Source organism: Burkholderia sp. 9779_493 (assembly GCF_015712215.1).
Classification (GTDB): Bacteria; Pseudomonadota; Gammaproteobacteria; order Burkholderiales; family Burkholderiaceae; genus Burkholderia; species Burkholderia cenocepacia.
This window is the reverse complement of the sequence record NZ_JACCQA010000005.1, coordinates 240,443-257,946: the sequence shown is the minus strand read 5'-3', so window position 1 is coordinate 257,946 and position 17,504 is coordinate 240,443. Positions and strand designations below refer to the sequence as shown.

At 70.6% G+C, this 17,504-nt stretch carries 16 protein-coding genes; 6 read left to right on the top strand and 10 right to left on the bottom strand.

What is annotated here, in order from left to right; all coding sequences use genetic code 11:
- Positions 1 to 2 precede the first annotated feature (2 nt).
- The 4 genes from iolD (at position 3) to H0X95_RS07290 (ending at position 4,367) form a co-directional block, all read left to right on the top strand.
- The gene (gene iolD, locus H0X95_RS07305; protein ID WP_196445997.1) at positions 3 to 1,886 is read left to right on the top strand and encodes a 3D-(3,5/4)-trihydroxycyclohexane-1,2-dione acylhydrolase (decyclizing); all 1,884 of its coding nucleotides are present in this window, start codon (positions 3 to 5) and stop codon (positions 1,884 to 1,886) included.
- Between the two features lie 59 nt (positions 1,887 to 1,945).
- Complete coding sequence (iolE, locus tag H0X95_RS07300; RefSeq protein WP_006481603.1) at positions 1,946 to 2,875, top strand: myo-inosose-2 dehydratase; 930 nt, start codon at positions 1,946 to 1,948, stop codon at positions 2,873 to 2,875.
- A 56-nt stretch (positions 2,876 to 2,931) separates the two neighbouring features.
- The gene (gene iolB / locus H0X95_RS07295; protein WP_060263238.1) at positions 2,932 to 3,750 is read left to right on the top strand and encodes a 5-deoxy-glucuronate isomerase; all 819 of its coding nucleotides are present in this window, start codon (positions 2,932 to 2,934) and stop codon (positions 3,748 to 3,750) included.
- 122 nt (positions 3,751 to 3,872) lie between these two features.
- Entirely contained in the window at positions 3,873 to 4,367 is a 495-nt protein-coding gene (locus tag H0X95_RS07290) for a heme-degrading domain-containing protein (protein WP_006497766.1), read from the top strand.
- A 46-nt stretch (positions 4,368 to 4,413) separates the two neighbouring features.
- Here the strand turns inward: H0X95_RS07290 and H0X95_RS07285 are convergent, their stop codons facing one another.
- The 8 genes from H0X95_RS07285 to H0X95_RS07250 form a co-directional block, all read right to left on the bottom strand.
- Entirely contained in the window at positions 4,414 to 5,160 is a 747-nt protein-coding gene (locus H0X95_RS07285) for an SDR family NAD(P)-dependent oxidoreductase (RefSeq protein WP_006481604.1), read from the bottom strand.
- A gap of 193 nt (positions 5,161 to 5,353) precedes the next feature.
- On the bottom strand, positions 5,354 to 6,058 hold the full coding sequence (locus H0X95_RS07280; protein WP_194131257.1) for an ABC transporter ATP-binding protein: 705 nt from the start codon (positions 6,056 to 6,058) through the stop codon (positions 5,354 to 5,356).
- Positions 6,055 to 6,807, bottom strand: a complete 753-nt coding sequence (locus H0X95_RS07275) for an ABC transporter ATP-binding protein (protein ID WP_058901375.1) — start codon at positions 6,805 to 6,807, stop codon at positions 6,055 to 6,057. The genes H0X95_RS07280 and H0X95_RS07275 overlap by 4 nt, the downstream gene beginning before the upstream one ends.
- Positions 6,804 to 8,033: a branched-chain amino acid ABC transporter permease gene (locus H0X95_RS07270; protein ID WP_062910751.1), complete on the bottom strand. Its 1,230-nt coding sequence runs from the start codon at positions 8,031 to 8,033 to the stop codon at positions 6,804 to 6,806. The genes H0X95_RS07275 and H0X95_RS07270 overlap by 4 nt, the downstream gene beginning before the upstream one ends.
- A complete protein-coding gene (locus tag H0X95_RS07265; RefSeq protein ID WP_058901373.1) occupies positions 8,026 to 8,961 on the bottom strand; it encodes a branched-chain amino acid ABC transporter permease in 936 nt (311 codons plus the stop codon). The genes H0X95_RS07270 and H0X95_RS07265 overlap by 8 nt, the downstream gene beginning before the upstream one ends.
- 9 nt (positions 8,962 to 8,970) lie before the next feature.
- Positions 8,971 to 9,408, bottom strand: a complete 438-nt coding sequence (locus tag H0X95_RS07260) for an acyl-CoA thioesterase (RefSeq protein WP_006485994.1) — start codon at positions 9,406 to 9,408, stop codon at positions 8,971 to 8,973.
- 163 nt (positions 9,409 to 9,571) lie between these two features.
- Entirely contained in the window at positions 9,572 to 10,108 is a 537-nt protein-coding gene (locus H0X95_RS07255) for an NUDIX domain-containing protein (protein WP_006494058.1), read from the bottom strand.
- Between the two features lie 112 nt (positions 10,109 to 10,220).
- On the bottom strand, positions 10,221 to 11,483 hold the full coding sequence (locus tag H0X95_RS07250) for a YbfB/YjiJ family MFS transporter (RefSeq protein WP_080331238.1): 1,263 nt from the start codon (positions 11,481 to 11,483) through the stop codon (positions 10,221 to 10,223).
- Positions 11,484 to 11,608: 125 nt separating this feature from the next.
- Between H0X95_RS07250 and H0X95_RS07245 the strand changes: the two genes are divergently transcribed.
- The gene (locus tag H0X95_RS07245; RefSeq protein ID WP_006489674.1) at positions 11,609 to 12,523 is read left to right on the top strand and encodes a LysR family transcriptional regulator; all 915 of its coding nucleotides are present in this window, start codon (positions 11,609 to 11,611) and stop codon (positions 12,521 to 12,523) included.
- Between the two features lie 140 nt (positions 12,524 to 12,663).
- Here H0X95_RS07245 and alaS read toward each other — a convergent pair whose 3' ends face one another.
- Positions 12,664 to 15,288 (bottom strand): alanine--tRNA ligase, encoded by a 2,625-nt coding sequence (alaS, locus tag H0X95_RS07240; protein WP_006497726.1) that lies wholly within the window; start codon positions 15,286 to 15,288, stop codon positions 12,664 to 12,666.
- A 243-nt stretch (positions 15,289 to 15,531) separates the two neighbouring features.
- Here alaS and H0X95_RS07235 point away from each other — a divergent pair, with 243 nt between their 5' ends.
- Positions 15,532 to 16,752, top strand: coding sequence for a CaiB/BaiF CoA transferase family protein (locus H0X95_RS07235; RefSeq protein WP_034200686.1), 1,221 nt, complete (start codon positions 15,532 to 15,534; stop codon positions 16,750 to 16,752).
- Between the two features lie 33 nt (positions 16,753 to 16,785).
- Here the strand turns inward: H0X95_RS07235 and H0X95_RS07230 are convergent, their stop codons facing one another.
- Complete coding sequence (locus H0X95_RS07230) at positions 16,786 to 17,334, bottom strand: RBBP9/YdeN family alpha/beta hydrolase (protein ID WP_006489670.1); 549 nt, start codon at positions 17,332 to 17,334, stop codon at positions 16,786 to 16,788.
- Between the last annotated feature and the right edge of the window lie 170 nt (positions 17,335 to 17,504).

Here is a 17,504-nt window from a genome sequence, read left to right as displayed (position 1 = left end):
CGATGACCACCACCGTAAGACTGACCGTCAGCCAGGCGCTCGTGCGCTACCTGGCCGCCCTGCGCGCCGAAGTCGTCCAGCCCGACGGCCGCACCGAGATCCTGCCGTACTGCGGCGGCGTATTCGCGATCTTCGGCCACGGCAACGTGGCCGGGCTCGGCGAAGCGCTGCACGCGGAGAAGGACCGGCTGCCGACGTTTCGCGCGCACAACGAACAAGGAATGGCCAACGCGGCCGTCGCGTTCGCGAAGGCGAATTTCCGCCAGCGGATGATGGCCGCGACGTCGAGCATCGGCCCCGGCGCGACCAACATGCTGACCTCGGCCGCGCTCGCGCACGTCGGCCGCCTGCCGCTGCTGCTGCTGCCCGGCGACGTGTTCGTGTCGCGGCTGCCCGACCCCGTGTTGCAGCAGGTCGAGGATTTCGAACAGGGCGACGTCAGCGCGAACGACTGCTTCCGGCCCGTGACACGCTACTTCGACCGCATCACGTCGCCCGAGCAACTGCTCGTCGCGCTGCCGCGCGCGATCCAGGTGATGACCGATCCCGCGCAGTGCGGCCCCGTCTGTCTCGCGCTGCCGCAGGACGTGCAGACCTTCGCGTACGACTGGCCCGAGGCGTTCTTCGCGCCGCCGCTGATCCGGATGCGCCGGCCGCCGGCCGACGCGCTCGAGCTCGCCGATGCGCTCGACGTGCTGAAGGCCGCGAAGAAGCCGCTGATCGTCGCCGGCGGCGGCGTGCTGTACAGCCAGGCGTGGGACGCGCTGCGCGCGTTCGCCGACACGCATGGCGTACCGGTCGCCGAATCGCAGGCCGGCAAGGGCAGCCTCGCGTGGGATCACCCGCTGAACCTCGGCTCGATCGGCGTGACGGGCTCGCCCGCCGCGAACCGCGCGGCCGCGCAGGCCGACGTCGTGTTCGCGGTCGGCACGCGGCTGCAGGATTTCACGACCGGTTCGCACGCGCTCTACGGCGACGCGACGCTGCTGAGCCTGAACGTGCAGCCGTTCGACGCGGGCAAGAAACGCGGCCGGCAACTGGTGGCCGATGCGCGCACGGGCCTCGGCCAATTGTCGGCCGCGCTGGCCGGCTGGCGCGCCGACCCGGCGTGGATCGCCGCGAGCCGCGACCAGGCCGCCGCGTGGAACGCGCGCGTGACGGAGCTGACCACGCGGATTCCGACGGACACGCTGCCGTACGACGCGGAAGTGATCGGCGCGGTGCGCGACTCCGCGGCCGACGCGGGCCTCGACAGCGCGCGCGACGATCTCGTCGTGTGCGCGGCCGGCACGCTGCCGGCGGAGTTGCACAAGCTGTGGCGCAGCGGCGTGCCGGGCAACTACCACATGGATTACGCGTATTCGTGCATGGGCTACGAAGTCGCGGGCGGCCTCGGCGCGAAGCTCGCGCGGCCCGAGCGCGAAGTGATCGTGATCGTCGGCGACGGCTCGTACATGATGCTCAACGCCGAACTCGCGACCTCCGTGATGCTCGGCCGCAAGCTGATCGTCGTGATCCTCGACAACCGCGGCTACGGCTGCATCGAGCGGCTGCAACTGAATTGCGGCGGCGCGAGCTTCAACAACATGCTCGACGACTGCGTGCCCGAAGGCGGCGAACGCTCGACGATCGACTTCGCGATGCACGCGCGCGCGATGGGCGCCGAAGCCGTGCACGTGCGCGACATCGGCGAATTGCGCGACGAAATGAAACGCGCCCGCGCGGCGAAGAAGAGCCAGGTGCTCGTGATCGACACCACGCACCGTCGCACGACCGACGACGGCGGCGCATGGTGGGAAGTCGCGGTGCCGCAGGTGTCCGAACGCGCGGGCGTCGTGGACGCACACCGCGCGTATCTCGACGCGAAAACCCGCCAGCGACGCTGAGCCGCCCCCTTTCCATCGGCCGCGCCGAGACAACAACATTCGAATCAAGGAAGCACGTCATGAGCTGGAACGTCCGCATCGGTATCAACCCCCTGTCGTGGATGAACGACGACCTGCCGTCGCTCGGCGGCGAGACGCCGCTCGAAACGGCGCTGAAGGAAGGCGCCGAAATCGGCTATGCGGGCTTCGAGCTCGGCAACAAGTTTCCGAAGACCGGCCCCGAACTGAAGGCGAAACTCGCCGAATTCGGGCTCGTATGCGTGTCGGGCTGGTATTCGGGCTTCCTCGCGGAGCTCGCGCCGGGCATGACCGACGCCGATGCGGTCGCCGCCGAAATCGAGCGCTGCCGCGCGCACATGACGAAGCTGCAGTACAACGACGTGACGGTGGTCGTGTACGGCGAGTGCGCGGGCACGATCCAGGGCAGCATCGACACGCCGGTCGCGAAGCGGCCGCGTTTCGTCGACGACGCAGCGTGGCGGCGCTATGCGGCGCGCCTCGATGCGTTCGGCGCGCACCTGCTCGACACGTACGGGATCCGGCTTGCCTACCATCACCACATGGGCGCGTACGTCGAATCGCCGGACGACGTCGACCGGTTGATGGCGCTGACCGATCCGGCGAAGGTGTTCCTGCTGTTCGACACCGGCCACGCGTATTTCGGCGGCGCGGCCGACCCGGTCGCACTGCTGAAGAAGCACGTATCGCGCGTGGCGCACGTGCATTGCAAGGACGTGCGGCCGCAGGTGGTCAACCAGGCGCGCAACGACGGCTGGAGCTTCCTGAACGGCGTGATCAACGGCACCTTCACGGTGCCGGGCGACGGCGCGCTCGACTACGACGCGACGCTGCGCACGCTGAAGGACGCCGGCTACGAAGGCTGGCTCGTCGTCGAGGCCGAACAGGACCCGGCCGTCGCGCCGAGCTACGCGTATGCGAAGAAGGGCTACGAGTCGCTGCGCGCGATCGTCGACCGGTTGAGCGCGTGAGCCCGCACGAAGGCGCGTGAGCGCTCGAGCCCCACCCTATTGCGGAGACCCCTTTCATGACGATTTCTCCCCTGCTGGTCAAGGCATCCGCCGACCGCGAAATCTGCAACGTCACGCCCGAATCGGCCGGCTGGCAGCACGTCGGCTTTCGCGCGCTGCGTCTGAAGGCCGGCGACACCGAAACGCTCGACACCGGCACCCGCGAACTGTGCGTCGTGGTGCTCACGGGCACGGTGCGCGCGGACGTCGACGGCGCAACCTACGATGCGCTCGGCAAGCGCGACAGCGTGTTCGAGGACGTGTCGCCGGACGCGCTGTACGTGCCGGGCGGCAAGACCGTCACGCTGGTCGCGACGCGCGATGCGGAAGTCGCGCTGTGCACCGCGCCGTACGCGAGCGGCGACAAGCCGGTACGGCGCCTCGACGGCGAGCGGATGCGCCGCTCGGTACGCGGCCAGGGCACCAACACGCGCTACGTCTGCGACATCCTGATGGGCGACAATCCGGCCGCCGACCGGCTGCTGGTCGTCGAAGTCGTCACGCCGGCCAGCCATTCGAGCAGCTATCCGCCGCACAAGCACGACCGTGACGCGGCCCCCGACGAAACCTCGCTCGAGGAAACCTACTATCACCGGATCGATCCGCCGCAGGGTTTCGCGTTCCAGCGCGTGTACACCGACGACCGCAGCCTCGACGAGGCATGCGCGGTCGAGAACCACGACGTCGTGATGGTGCCGCGCGGTTACCACCCGGTCGTCGCGCCTCACGGCTACAACCTGTACTACCTGAACGTGATGGCGGGCCCCAGCCGCGCATGGGCGTTCAAGAACGATCCCGCGCACGAGTGGATGCTCGATGCGACGCCGAAACGCTGAAGCGTTGAAGCGCTGAAGTGCCGAAACACCGAAGCACTGAACGAAACACGGGCCCGCGCGCGGCCCGTGACGATGCGACGCCCGGCGCGCGCGGACAGCGCCGGCAACGCTACGGAGCCGCCATGGTGACGCCCCCCTTTCGCCTCGAACCCCACGCCTTCGACGACGATGCGTCGAATCCGGCGCTGCCGCACTTCAACGCGGCCGCCGCGCGCCGCATGGGAGAAATCGCGGTCAACCTCGCGTCGCGACGCGGGCTGCCGATCGCGGTCAGCATCGTCGGCGAGCAGGCGCCGCTGTTCTACTGCGCGCTCGACGGCAGCGACGCGCACGACAGCGACGCGATCCGCCGCCGGCAGAACACGGTGCTGCGGTTCGGCCAGAGTTCGCTCGCGGTCGGCGCGCGCTTTCGGCGGGCCGGCTGGTCGCTGCGGTCGCAGGGCCTGTCGGACGACGACTACGCGCTCGACGGCGGCGGCGTGCCGTTGCGGATCGCCGGCGCCGGCATCGTCGGCGCGATGACGATCGCGGGGCTCGGCTCCGAAGCCGATCACGCGCTCGTCGTCGAATGTTTGCGGTGGCACGTCGGCGCGAATGCGCTGGCGATGAGCGCGTAGCGGCGCGAACGGCGCCCACCCACCGTTCGCGCGGTACCGCGGACGATCAGTTCAACCCGCCGCTCACGACGAGGTGCTCGCCAGTCATCCAGCGCGCATCGTCCGACGCGAGGAACACGGCGACCGACGCGATGTCGTTCGGCTCGCCGAGGCGGCCGAGCGGCGTCTGGCCGAGCACCTGCGCCTCCAGATCGGAGCCGATGATGCCCGCGCTGTGCGTGCCCTCGGTCACGATCATCCCCGGGTTGATCGCGTTCACGCGGATCTTGCGCGGGCCGAGTTCGAGCGCGAGCACGCCGGTGATCGCGTCGACCGCGCCCTTCGTGCCGCTGTACACGGCGCTGGCCGGCGGCGTGATGCTGGTCACGACCGAACTGATGTTGATGATGCTCGCGCCTTCGCCGAGATGCTTGACGGCCGCCTGCGTGGTCAGCAGCACGCCGAACACGTTCGTGTCGAACTGCCGGCGATAGTGTTCCTCGGTGATCGCTTCGATCGGCGCGAATTCGTACACGCCCGAATTGTTGACGAGCACGTCGAGACGGCCATACGTTTCGATCGCCGTATCGACGATGCGTTGCGCGTCGGCGGCCTTCGACACGTCGCCGCCGACCGCGACCGCGCGGCCGCCCGCTTCGGTGATCGCGCTGACGACCGCGTCCGCGCCTGCCTTGCTGCTCGCGTAGTTGACGACGACCGCCGCGCCTTCGTCGGCCAGTGCCTTCGCGATTGCCGCGCCGATGCCCTTCGATGCGCCCGTGACGATCGCGACCTTGCCTGCCAGCTTGCTCATGATTTCATTCTCCAGTCCGAAGACGTTCGATGGATGGTGCCGGTTGCCGCAGCGAGGCGGTGATGCGTCGTTGCATCGTTGCGTCGTGATGGCGACCGGCCTGACTGGCAATGTACTTGTGCGGCACCGCAGCGATAAAGCGGCTTGAAGCGAATTGACTGGCGGAGTTTGCCGAACAATCGATCGGGCGTCGTCAGCCGGCGCTCAGCCATGCGTGGGCGACTTCGCCGCCCAGCCCGTCGAGCGCGCCGTCGTAGACGATCCGTCCCCGCCCCATCACCGCCACGCGCCGCGCGAGCCGCGGCGCGAGCTGCAACCGCTGCTCGATCAGCACGATCGCGACGCCGTCGGCCTGCAGCGCGGCAAGGCACGCGCCGACTTCATCGACCGCGAGCGGCGCGAGTCCTTCGGCCGGCTCGTCGACGATCAGCACGCGCGGGCGGCCGGCGAGCGCGCGCACCAGCGCGAGCACCTGCTGCTCGCCGCCCGACAACCGCCCCGCCTTCACGTCCGCGCGTGCGGCCAGCAGCGCAAACCGGTCGAACAGGCGGTCGAGCGCCGCGCGTTCGGCCGTGCCGCGCGCGCCGCGCAAACCGAGCCGCAGGTTGTCGCGCACGGTCAGCAGCGGGAACACGTCGCGGCTTTCAGCCACGTAAGCGACGCCGCGCCGCGCGATTTCGAACGTGCGCGCGCCCGTGCATTCGGCGCCGGCGATGCGCACCGAGCCGGCCGTGCGTACGAGCCCCATCACGGCCTTCGCGAGCGTCGAACGCCCCGAGCCGTTGCGACCGAGCAGCGCGAGCGTCTCGCCCGGCGCGAGCGCGAGATCGACGCCGTCGAGCACGGGCTGCGCCCCGTACCACGCGCGCAGCCCGCGAATGTCGAGCACGGCGCTCATGTCGCGCCCTCGCCCAGGTACGCGGCCCGCACGCGCGAATCGGCGCGGATCGCGTCGGGCGCGCCGGTCGCGACCACCGCGCCGCGCACGAGCACCGTGATGCGTTCGGCGAACCCGAACACCGCGTCCATGTCGTGCTCGATCATCAGCACCGTGCGGCCCTGCGTCGTCGCGCGGATCAGCGCGATCATCCGCGCCGCCTGCGCGCGGCTCATGCCGGCCGTCGGCTCGTCGAGCAGCAGCGTACGCGCGCCGCTTGCAAGCGCGATCCCGAGATCGAGCGCGCGCTGCTCCGCATAACTCAGTTCGCCGGCCGGCGTGTCGCGCCGCGCGTCGAGGCCGACGTCGTGCAGCACGCGCGCGGCCGCGAGATCGATCGACGCCGATTCGCGCAGCCGGTTCCACCAGCGCCGCCGTTCGGCCGGCGCATGCAGCGCCGCGCAGCGCAGATTGTCGAATACGGTCAGCCGCGCGAACGCGCTCGTCTGCTGGAAACTGCGGCCGATGCCGAGGCGGCTCGCGACGACCGGCCCGCGTCCGCGCAGCTCGACGCCGTGCAGCACGACACGCCCGCGCGTCGGCCGCGTCGCCCCGGCGATCACGCCGAACAGCGTCGACTTGCCTGCGCCGTTCGGCCCGATCAGCGCGTGACGCTCGCCGGCCGCGATGCTCAAATCCACACCGTCGAGCACCGTCTGCGCGCCGAAGCGCTGCACGACGCCGTGAAGCGCGATCGCGTTGCCGTTCATCGCGCGTCCTCCCGCGGAGTCGCTGCCGCGTCATGCGCGAGCCGCGCGCGCCAGCCCCACAGCAGTGTGCCGATGCCGGCCGCCGAGCATGCGACGGCCCAGCCGACCGGCGTATCGGCATCGATGCCCCACGCACCGAACGCGAGGCCCGTGCCGTCGTCCTGCGCGAACCGCCACGCATAGCCGAGCTCGGCCGCGCAGACGATCGCGACGCCCCAGAACGCGCACGCGCCGACGCCGCACAGCACGCGCCACCGCTCGGCCGCCGGCGCGCCGCGGCGCAGCGCATGCGCGAGCGTTTGCGCAATGCCGGCGATCCCGCCCGGCGCGGCCACGACGACCGCGACGAACAACACGCCGAGATACAGCGCCCACGCGCGCGACACGCCCGCGACGACGATACTCAGCGCGGTCAGCACGGCCGCGCCGACCGCGGGCCCGAAGAATGCGCCGGTGCCGCCGATCACCGCGGCGATCAGCACGGTCGCCGAGCGCGCCATCGACACGCTGTCGGGCGTCGCGATTTCGACGTCGATCAGCGTCAGCGTGCCGGCGATGCCGGCGAAGAACGATGCGCAGGTCACCATCGCGAGCCGCACGCGGCGCGGATCGGTGCCGAGCGCCGCGACGCGCGCCGGGTTGTCGCGCACCGCGTTCGCGAGCCGCGCGAGCGGCGTGCGCGTCAACGCATGCATCGCGCACGCCGACACGACGCACCACGCGGCGATCACCGCATACGCGTGCGCCGGCGCGCCGAAATAGCCGTTGCCCCACGACGCGCCGCTCGCCCGGTCGATCGGCACGCCGCCGAGGCCGCCGAACCACGCGGGCACGCTCCACGCGGCCGCCGCGACGCATTCGCCGAGCCCGAGCGTGATCATCGCGAACGCGGTGCCGGAGCGGCGCGTCGCCAGCAGCCCGGCGACGAACCCGAAGCCCGCGCCGGCCGCGCCGCCGACGAGCGGCAACAGCGGCAGCGGGCCGCCGACGCGATTGAACCAGTGGGCGGCCGCGAACGCGCCGAGGCCCGCGAACGCCGCATGCCCGAACGACAGCAGCCCGGTCGTGCCGAGCTGCAGGTTGTACGACAGCGCGAGCACGACGAGCGCGGCCGTCTGCGCGAGATAGCCGAGCACCGCGCCGTGCGGCCACAGCCACGCGGGCAGCGCGACGCACGCGGCGAACAGCGCCCAGCGCGCGGATCCGGCCAATGCGCGGCTATGCATCGACACGCTCGCCGAACAACCCGCGCGGTCGCGCGACCAGCACCGCGACGAGCAGCAGGTACGGCACCAGCGGCGCCAGTTGCGCGATCGACACGGCGGCGACGCTATCCGGCAGCGCGATGCCCGTCCATTGCACGAGGTCGCGCAGCGACGTGTCGCTCGCCGCCGCGAAGGTCTGCGCGAAACCGACCGCGAGCGACGCGACGAACGCACCGCCGAGCGAGCCGAGCCCGCCGATCACGACCACCGCGAACACGACCGACCCGACGGTTTCGGCCAGCGCGGGCTCGATTACCGCGAGCGGCGCACCGATCACGCCGGCCAGCGCCGCGAGCGCGGTGCCCGCGCCGAACAGCGCCGTCATCACGCGCGGCACGTCGTAGCCGAGCGCCTCGACGGCCGCGCGATGCGTGAGCGCCGCGCGCACGACGAGCCCGATACGCGACGCACGCAGCAGCACGCCGAGCGCGACCAGCATCGTCGTGGACATCGCCATCATGAACAGCCGGTAGCGCGGCAACGCGAGACCGAACACGGTCACCGGCGCGCCGTCGAACAGCGGCGGCACGGGCGCCGGCAGCGGCGCGAGGCCCCACGCGAGTTTCGCGCCCTCGCCGATCAGGTACGCGAGACCGAAGGTCAGCAGCAGTTCGCTCGTATGGCCGCGCGCCTGCACACGGCGCAGCAGCGCGCGTTCGCAGCCGGCGCCGAGCAGCCCGACCGCGAGCGGCGCGAGCACGAGCGCGGACCAGAAGCCCGCCCAGGCCGCGATGCCGTAGCCGACGTACGCACCGAGCATGTAGAAGCTCGCATGCGCGAAGTTGAGCACGCCCTGCACGCTGAAGATCAGCGTGAGGCCGGCCGACAGCAGGAACAGCAGCAAGCCGTAGCTGAGGCCGTTGAAGGCCTGGAGCGCGAACGCGTGCACCGCGTGGCGTCAGGCGGCGAGCGGTTCGAGCGCGGCGCGCAGCGCGTCGGGCAGCGGCACCGGACGGCGCGTGCCGCGATCGACGTACACGTGCACGAAGTGCCCCTGCGCGGCGGGTGACGCATCGCCCTGCGCGAACAGCCCGACTTCGTAGCGCACGCTCGACGTGCCGAGCTTCACGACGCGCAGCCCCGCGTCGACCGCTTGCGGGAACACGAGCGGCGCGAAGTAGTTGCACTGCGTCTCGACGACCAGCCCGATCGTCTGCCCGTGCTCGACGTCGAGCACGCCCGCGCGGATCAGGTACTCGTTCACGACGGTGTCGAAGTAGCTGTAGTAGACGACGTTGTTCACGTGCCCGTAAACGTCGTTGTCCATCCAGCGGGTCGTGATCGGCAGGAAGTGGCGATAGGCGTCGCGCGGACGCGGCTGTGGCTTGTCGGACATGGCGATGGCGGTCAGGACGATGGAAGCGAAGGGAACGATGGGGATGACGACGGCGAAGACGACGCGTGGCGGCCGCACGACGCGGCGCGCCGGCCGGCGACGAAGCGCCGCGTCGCGATCGCGCGCGCCGCGGCGGATGAAACCCTGCGGGCAGGCCGGCCCGTCACTGCCCCGGCCGGTCGACGAATTCGAAATCGAGGCCGCGCGCGCGCATCCAGTCGGCGAGCGCGACGCCCGTGCCGGCGCGCCACGGGCGCAGCAGCGGCGGATCGACGAGCTTGTACTCGAGCAGTTCCGGCGACAACGACACCGTGCCCGACGCCCGCACGTGGTACGCGATGATCAGTTCGTTCTTGCGGATGAATTCGTACACGCCGACGAGCGATACCTGCTCGGCCTTGAGCGCGGTTTCCTCGAACACCTCGCGCGCGATGCCGTCCTCGGGCGTCTCGCCGTTTTCGAGAAAGCCGGTGATCAGCGCGAACATCCCTTCGGGCCACGCCGCGTTGCGCGCGAGCAGGATCTTGCCGTCGAGTTCGACGATCGCGGCGACGACCGGCAGCGGGTTGTTCCAGTGCACGTAGCCGCACGACTCGTCGGGGCACGCCTGGCGAACGCGGCCGCCCTCATGGTCGGGATCGGCCCGCTCGGTGAGCGGGCTCGCGCAGCGCGGGCAAAAACGGTAGTCGGCGGTGGTCATCGATGGGAATCTGGCGGGCGCCGGACGGCCGCCTGCCGGCTGCCCGCGCACCCGCTCGGCGCGGGAAAGGCTTCATTCTAGCGAGTTTGCCCGCGCCGGAGACGATCCGGCCCTACCCGCGCCGGGATGATCGGCGCCCGCGCGCGGCGGTCGCCGCGAAGCCGGCGGCGCCGATCAGCAGCGCGGCCACCGCGACCCACAGCGCGGGCGTAAACGACCCGAAGCGCGCGGCCAGCGGCGCCGCGACGAGCGGCCCGAGGATCTGCCCGACGCCATACGAGGCGGTCGCGTAACCCATCAGCCCGGCCGCGCGCTCGCCGCGCAGGCGCCGCGCCTCGCGCATCGCGAACAGCGTGATCGCGGTGAACGGCAGGCCGAGCAACGCGCTGCCGATCGAGAAGCCGGCCGCGTTCGGCCACACGATCCCGGCCGCAATGCCGAGCGCCTGCGTCGCGCAGCCGGCCGCCAGCAGCAGCCGGTTGTCCCAGTGGCCAGGTAGCCGCGCGGCGGTGATCGCGCCGACGATCAGCGCCGCGCCGAACATCGGCCAGAACAGGTCGGGCCACGGCGAACCGGCCGGCAGCGCGGCGCGCGCGATCACCGGCAGGAACGTCGCGGTGATGATGTAGCCGAAGCCCGGTGCGCCGTACAGCACGACGAGCCACGCGGCGTCCGCGCGACGGCTTCGCGGGGCGGCCCGCGCCGCCGGGGCGACCGGCGCACCGGTGGGCGCGGCAGCGGTCGACGTTGGCTGCGCGTGCGCCACGGCCGGCGCTGCACCGAACGTGCGCCAGATCGCGACCGACAGGACGGCCGACAACGCCGCGAAACCCAGCCAGCCCACCGCCGCATGCTGGCCGGCCAGCGCACTGCCGATCAGCCCCGTCACCACGATGCCGACGCCCGGCCCCGCGTAGATCACCCCGCTCCATTCGGGCGCAGCCAGCTCGGCCAGACGCCGCAACCCCCATTGCGACATGAACACGAACGTCCATGCGCTGACGACGCCCGCGACGAAACGCACGACGAGCCACGCCGGCAGCCAGTGACCGATGCCCATCGCGGCGGTCAGCAGCACGGTCGCCGCGAGCCCGAAGCGCACCATCCGCGCCGGCGCGACGTGCAGCGCCGCGCAACTGGCCGCGCCGACGAAGTAGCCCGCATAGTTTGCGGACGCAAGCCAGCCGCCGGCTTTCAGGCCGATCGAGCCGTCCGCGAGCATCAGCGGCAACAGCGGCGTGAACGCGAAACGGCCGACGCCGAGCACGACGGCGAGCCCGACCATGCAGGCGAGCGCGGCCGCGCGGGCGCGGCGGTCGGCCTGGTCGGACGAAGGCACGCGGGCGGCGGCAGGCGGAGCATCGAAGCGGGACATGGCGGCATGGGCCGGCGCTTCGCGCGCGCCAGCCGGATCGGAAATCGGAATGGGTCCATCCTAGCTTGACCAACCATTCTCGAAAAATGAATAATTAAGAATCGACTCATCCCTCGGAGAGAATCATGGACCTGGCGGCGCTGGCGATTTTCCGGGCGGTCGTGCGCGAGAACGGCGTGACGCGCGCGGCGGCCAAGCTCAATCGCGTGCAGTCGAACGTCACGACGCGCATCAAGCAGCTGGAGGAGGAACTCGGCGCGGCGCTGTTCGTGCGCGACGGCCGCCGACTCGTGCTGACGCCGGCCGGGCAAACGCTGCTGCCGTACGCGGAGCGCCTGCTCGCGCTCGCCGACGAGGCGCGCGACGCGGTGCGCGAGGACACGCCGCGCGGGCGGCTGCGGCTCGGCACGATGGAAAGCACGGCCGCGAGCCGGCTGCCGACCATCCTCGCGCGCTATCACCACGCGTGGCCCGACGTGTCGCTCGAATTGCTGACGGGCACGACGGGCTGGCTGATCGACCGCGTGCGCGACTTCGAGGTCGACGCCGCGCTGTTCGCGCGCCCGCCCGAGCCGGACATGCTGCCCGACACGTTCGAGACCGTGCCGATCTTCCGCGAGGATCTCGTGCTGCTCACGCCGCGCGGCCATCCGCCGGTGCGCACGCCACGCGACGTGATCCTACCGACGCTGATCGCGTTCGAGCGCGGCTGCACGTATCGCAAGTACGTCGAGCAGTGGTACGCGGCGCACGGCGTGAAGCCGGCCCGCGTGCTCGAGCTCGGCTCGTATCACGCGATCGTCGCGTGCGTCGCGGCCGGCGCGGGCATCGCGGTCGCGCCGCGTTCGGTGCTCGATCTGCAGCCCGAGACCGGCAACATCGCCGCGCACAGGATTCCCGAACTCGAAGGGATCGACACGCTGCTCGCGTGGCGGCGGGGCTATGCGTCGGCGGCGCTCGCCGCGCTGCGCGATGCGCTCACCGACACCGCGCGGCAGCCCGGCGACGTGACGAAGCCGACGGTGACCGTACCGGCCTGACCCGTGCCCGCGCGTCGCCGCATCGATCGACACGCCTCGACCGCACAAACGAAACGACCCGACCGGCGCCTGCCGATCGGGTCGTTTTTCGATTCACGCGATGCCGTCGGGGCGACGGCATCGCATCGGTCGTGCAACGATCAGAGCCGCTCTTCGACCCAGCCCTTCACGCCGGCCAGCGCGCCCGGCAGGTTCGCCGGCTCGGTGCCGCCTGCCTGCGCCATGTCCGGACGGCCGCCGCCCTTGCCGCCGACCTGCTGCGCGACGAAGTTCACGAGCTCGCCGGCCTTGACCTTCTTGCTCGCGTCCGGCGTGACGCCCGCGATCAGGCTGACCTTGCCGCCTTCGACGGCCGCCAGCACGATCGCCGCGCTCTTCAGCTTGTCCTTCAGCTTGTCGACCGTTTCGCGCAGCGTCTTCGCGTCGGCACCGTCGAGCGTCGCGGCCAGCACGTACACGCCGCCGATCTCGACGGCCTGCTGCGCGAGCTCGTCGCCCTGGCTCGACGCGAGCTTCGACTTCAGCGCGCCCAGTTCCTTCTCGAGCGACTTCACCTGGTCCTGCACCTGCGCGATGCGCTGCGTGAGTTCCGACGGCTGCGCCTTCAGCGCCGCGGCCGCTTCGTTCACGCGTGCGTCGAGTTCCTGCACATAGCGCACCGCGTTGTCGCCGGTGATCGCCTCGACCCGGCGGATGCCGGCCGCGACGCCGCCTTCGACGACGATCTTGAACAGGCCGATGTCGCCGGTGCGGTGCACGTGCGTGCCGCCGCACAGTTCGCGCGAGAAGCCGAGGTCGAGCACGCGCACTTCGTCGCCGTACTTCTCGCCGAACAGCGCCATCGCGCCGCCCTTCACCGCTTCGTCGTACGGCATCACGCGCACGATGCCCGGCGCGTTCGCCAGGATCTCGTTGTTGACGATCTGCTCGACGCGACGGATTTCGTCGTCGGTCATCGGTGCGTTGTGCGCGAAGTCGAAGCGGGTCTTTTCCGCGTCGACGAGCGAACCCTTCTGCTGCACGTGTGCGCCGAGCACTTCGCGCAGCGCCTTGTGCATCAGGTGGGTGGCCGAGTGGTTGCGCTGCGTGCGCGCGCGGCGCTGCGCGTCGATTTCCGCGCGCAGCACGTCGCCGACCTTCAGCGTGCCCTGCTCCAGCGTGCCGTGATGGCCGATCACGTCGGCCTGCACCTTCAGCGTGTCGGCCACCGCGAAGCGCGTCGCGGCGTTCGCGAGCACGCCCTGGTCGCCGACCTGACCGCCCGATTCCGCGTAGAACGGTGTGTGGTCGAGCACGACGACCGCATCCTGGCCGGCCTTCACTTCGTTGACGGCCGAGCCGTCGACGTACAGCGCGACGACCTTCGCGTCGTCGAACGCGATTTCCTCGTAACCGTGGAAGGTGGTCTTCGCGCCCGAGTATTCGAGGCCCTGCGTGGCCTTGAACTTGCCGGCCGCGCGCGCCTGCTCGCGCTGACGCGCCATCGCGTCGTCGAACGCCGGCTCGTCGACCGTCATCCCGCGCTCACGGCACACGTCGGCCGTCAGGTCCAGCGGGAAGCCGTAGGTATCGTGCAGCTTGAACGCGAGTTCGCCGTCGAGCACCTTGCCGCCCTTCGCGTCGACGTCGGCCAGCGCGGCCTCGAGGATCGACATGCCGTGCTCGATCGTCTCGAAGAAGCGCTCCTCTTCCTGGCGCAGCACGTCGGTCACGCGCTGTTCGGCTTCCTTCAGCTCCGGGTAGGCGGTGCCCATCTCGGCGACGAGGTCGGCCACCAGCTTGTGGAAGAACGCGCCCTTGCGGCCCAGCTTGTAGCCGTGGCGGATCGCGCGGCGCACGATCCGGCGCAGCACGTAGCCGCGGCCTTCGTTGCCGGGGATCACGCCGTCGACGATCAGGAACGAGCACGCGCGGATGTGATCGGCGATCACCTTCAGCGAGTTGTTCGTGAGGTCGCTGATCTCGGTCACGCGCGCGGCGGCCTTGATCAGGTTCTGGAACAGGTCGATCTCGTAGTTGCTGTGCACGTGCTGCAGCACCGCGGCGAGACGCTCGAGGCCCATGCCGGTGTCGACCGACTGCTTCGGCAGGCGCGTCATGTTGCCCTGCGCGTCGCGGTTGAACTGCATGAACACGAGGTTCCAGATCTCGATGTAGCGGTCGCCGTCTTCCTCAGGCGACCCCGGCGGCCCGCCCCACACGTCCGGGCCGTGGTCGTAGAAGATCTCGGTACACGGACCGCACGGGCCGGTGTCGCCCATCGTCCAGAAGTTGTCCGATGCGTAGCGCGCGCCCTTGTTGTCGCCGATCCGGATGATCCGCTCGGTCGGCACGCCGACTTCCTTCGCCCAGATGTCGTATGCCTCGTCGTCTTCCTGGTAGACGGTGACCCAAAGTTTTTCCTTCGGCAGCTGGTAGACCGTGGTCAGCAGCTCCCACGCGAACTTGATCGCGTCGTGCTTGAAGTAGTCGCCGAACGAGAAGTTGCCGAGCATCTCGAAGAACGTGTGGTGGCGCGCCGTGTAGCCGACGTTCTCGAGGTCGTTGTGCTTGCCGCCCGCGCGCACGCTGCGCTGCGCCGTCGTGGCGCGCGAGTACGGGCGCGGGTCCGTGCCGAGGAAGACGTCCTTGAACTGGACCATGCCCGAGTTCGTGAACATCAGCGTGGGGTCGTTACCGGGCACGAGGCTCGACGAGCGGACGATCGTGTGGCCCTTCGATTCGAAGAATTTGAGGAATTTCTCGCGGATTTCGGCAGCTTTCATGGCGTGCGGGGACAGTCTGGCAAAGACGGCTTCAAACGCCGGCGCCCCAGGCGGGGCGCGCGGCGGCATGGATTCGGAAACGATCGATTATACGATACAGACCGCCCGCCCAAGCGGCGGCGGCCCGCTGCGCCGGACGACCGGCCTGGGCCACCCGCGCGGCCGATTCGCCTTAAGATGCTCGGCATGCCAATCGGCCTTGCCCGGCAAGGCAGGCCAGCCATGAAAGGAGACGATTCGACGATGGGTGCCCTGAGCCATATCCGCGTGCTGGACCTCACCCGCGTGCTCGCGGGCCCGTGGTGCGCGCAGACCCTTGCCGATTTCGGCGCGGACGTGATCAAGGTCGAGCGCCCGGGCGCCGGCGACGACACGCGCCACTGGGGGCCGCCGTACCTGAAGGACGCGGACGGCGCGGATACCGCCGAGGCCGCGTACTACCTCGCGGCGAACCGCAACAAGCGCTCGGTGACGATCGACATCGCGACGCCCGAGGGCCAGCGGATCGTGCGCGAGCTCGCCGCGCAGAGCGACGTCGTGCTCGAGAACTACAAGGTCGGTCAGTTGAAGAAATACGGGCTCGACTACGACGCGCTGCGCGCGGTGAAGCCCGATCTCGTCTACTGCTCGGTCACCGGCTTCGGCCAGACCGGCCCGTACGCGCACCGCGCGGGCTACGACTTCATCGTGCAGGGGATCGGCGGCTTCATGAGCATCACCGGCGAGCGCGACGGCGAGCCGGGCGGCGGCCCGCAGAAGGCCGGCGTCGCGATCGCCGATCTCGCGACCGGCCTCTATTCGACGATCGCCGTGCTCGCCGCGCTCGCGCACCGCGACCGCACGGGCGAAGGCCAGTACATCGACATGGCGCTGCTCGACGTGCAGGTCGCGCTGCTGGCGAACATGAACACCAACTTCCTCGCGAGCGGCAAGCCGCCGGTGCGCTGGGGCAACGCGCATCCGAACATCGTGCCGTACCAGACGTTCCAGACGAGCGACGGCTGGATCATCGTCGCGGTCGGCAACGACGGGCAGTTCCGCAAGTTCGTCGAAGCCGGCGGCCGGCCCGAGCTGGCCGACGACGAGCGCTTCGCGACGAACCCGTCGCGCGTGCGCCATCGCGACACGCTGGTGCCGATCCTCGCGGAAATGGTGAAGGCGCGCGGCAAGGCCGACTGGATCGGCGCACTCGAAGCGGCCGGCGTGCCGTGCGGGCCGATCAACGATCTCGACGAGGTGTTCGACAACGAGCAGGTGGTCGCGCGCGGGATGCAGGTAGCGCTGCCGCACCCGTGCGGCGCGGACGTGAAGCTCGTGCGCAACCCGATCCGGATGAGCGCGACGCCGCCGGACGCACGCACCGCCCCGCCGCTGCTCGGCGCGCAGACGGAAGAGGTGCTGCGCGACATGCTCGGCTACGACGACGAGCGAATTGCCGCGCTGAAGGCGAAACAGGCGATCTGACGCGTCAGGCTCGCGCGGCGGCGAACGGCCCGGCTAGCGCGCGAGCGCGTCGAGCCAGCCGCGTGCGGCCGGCCAGTCGCCGAGCCCGCTGTCGGCGTTGATGTGGCCGCGCGGGCCGATGTCGCGGAACGCGCTGCCCCACGCATGCGCGCAGCCGCGTGCGAACGCGAGCGAACCGTACGGATCGTCGCTGCTCGCGACGACGCAGGTCGGAAACGGCAATCGCTCGTGCGGCACCGGGCCGAAGCCGTGCGCGTCGACCGGGAACGCCGGCCCCGCGGGATCGGGCAATGCGACGAGCAGCGCGCCGCGCACTTTCGCGAGCGCGGCCGGGCGTGCGTAGCGGGTCGCCCACCAAGCGGTGGTCAGCGTACCGAGGCTGTGGCCGGCGATCAGCACGGGCCCGCGCGCGGCTTCGACCGCCCGGTCGAGCGCGAGACACCAGCCGTTGCGGAACGCACGGTCCCAGTCGGGCATCGCGACCCGCGAGAAGCGCGCGTCGGCGCGCTCCCAACGGCTCTGCCAGTGAAGCGGGCCCGAATTGGCGTAGCCCGGCAAGACGAAAACGACGGAGTCGGTCATGGAAGGGTTGGTCGACGAATGGAATCGTGTTGTAGCGTCGACGCAGTGTCGCACACCCGCCTCTCCCTGATGGTGCCTGTCGAAATCCGGGGGATGTGCGTGACGTTCGTGCGGGTCGTGATGCACTCAGGGAGGCGTCACGACCGGCCGGCATGCGTGGCGCCCGCGTC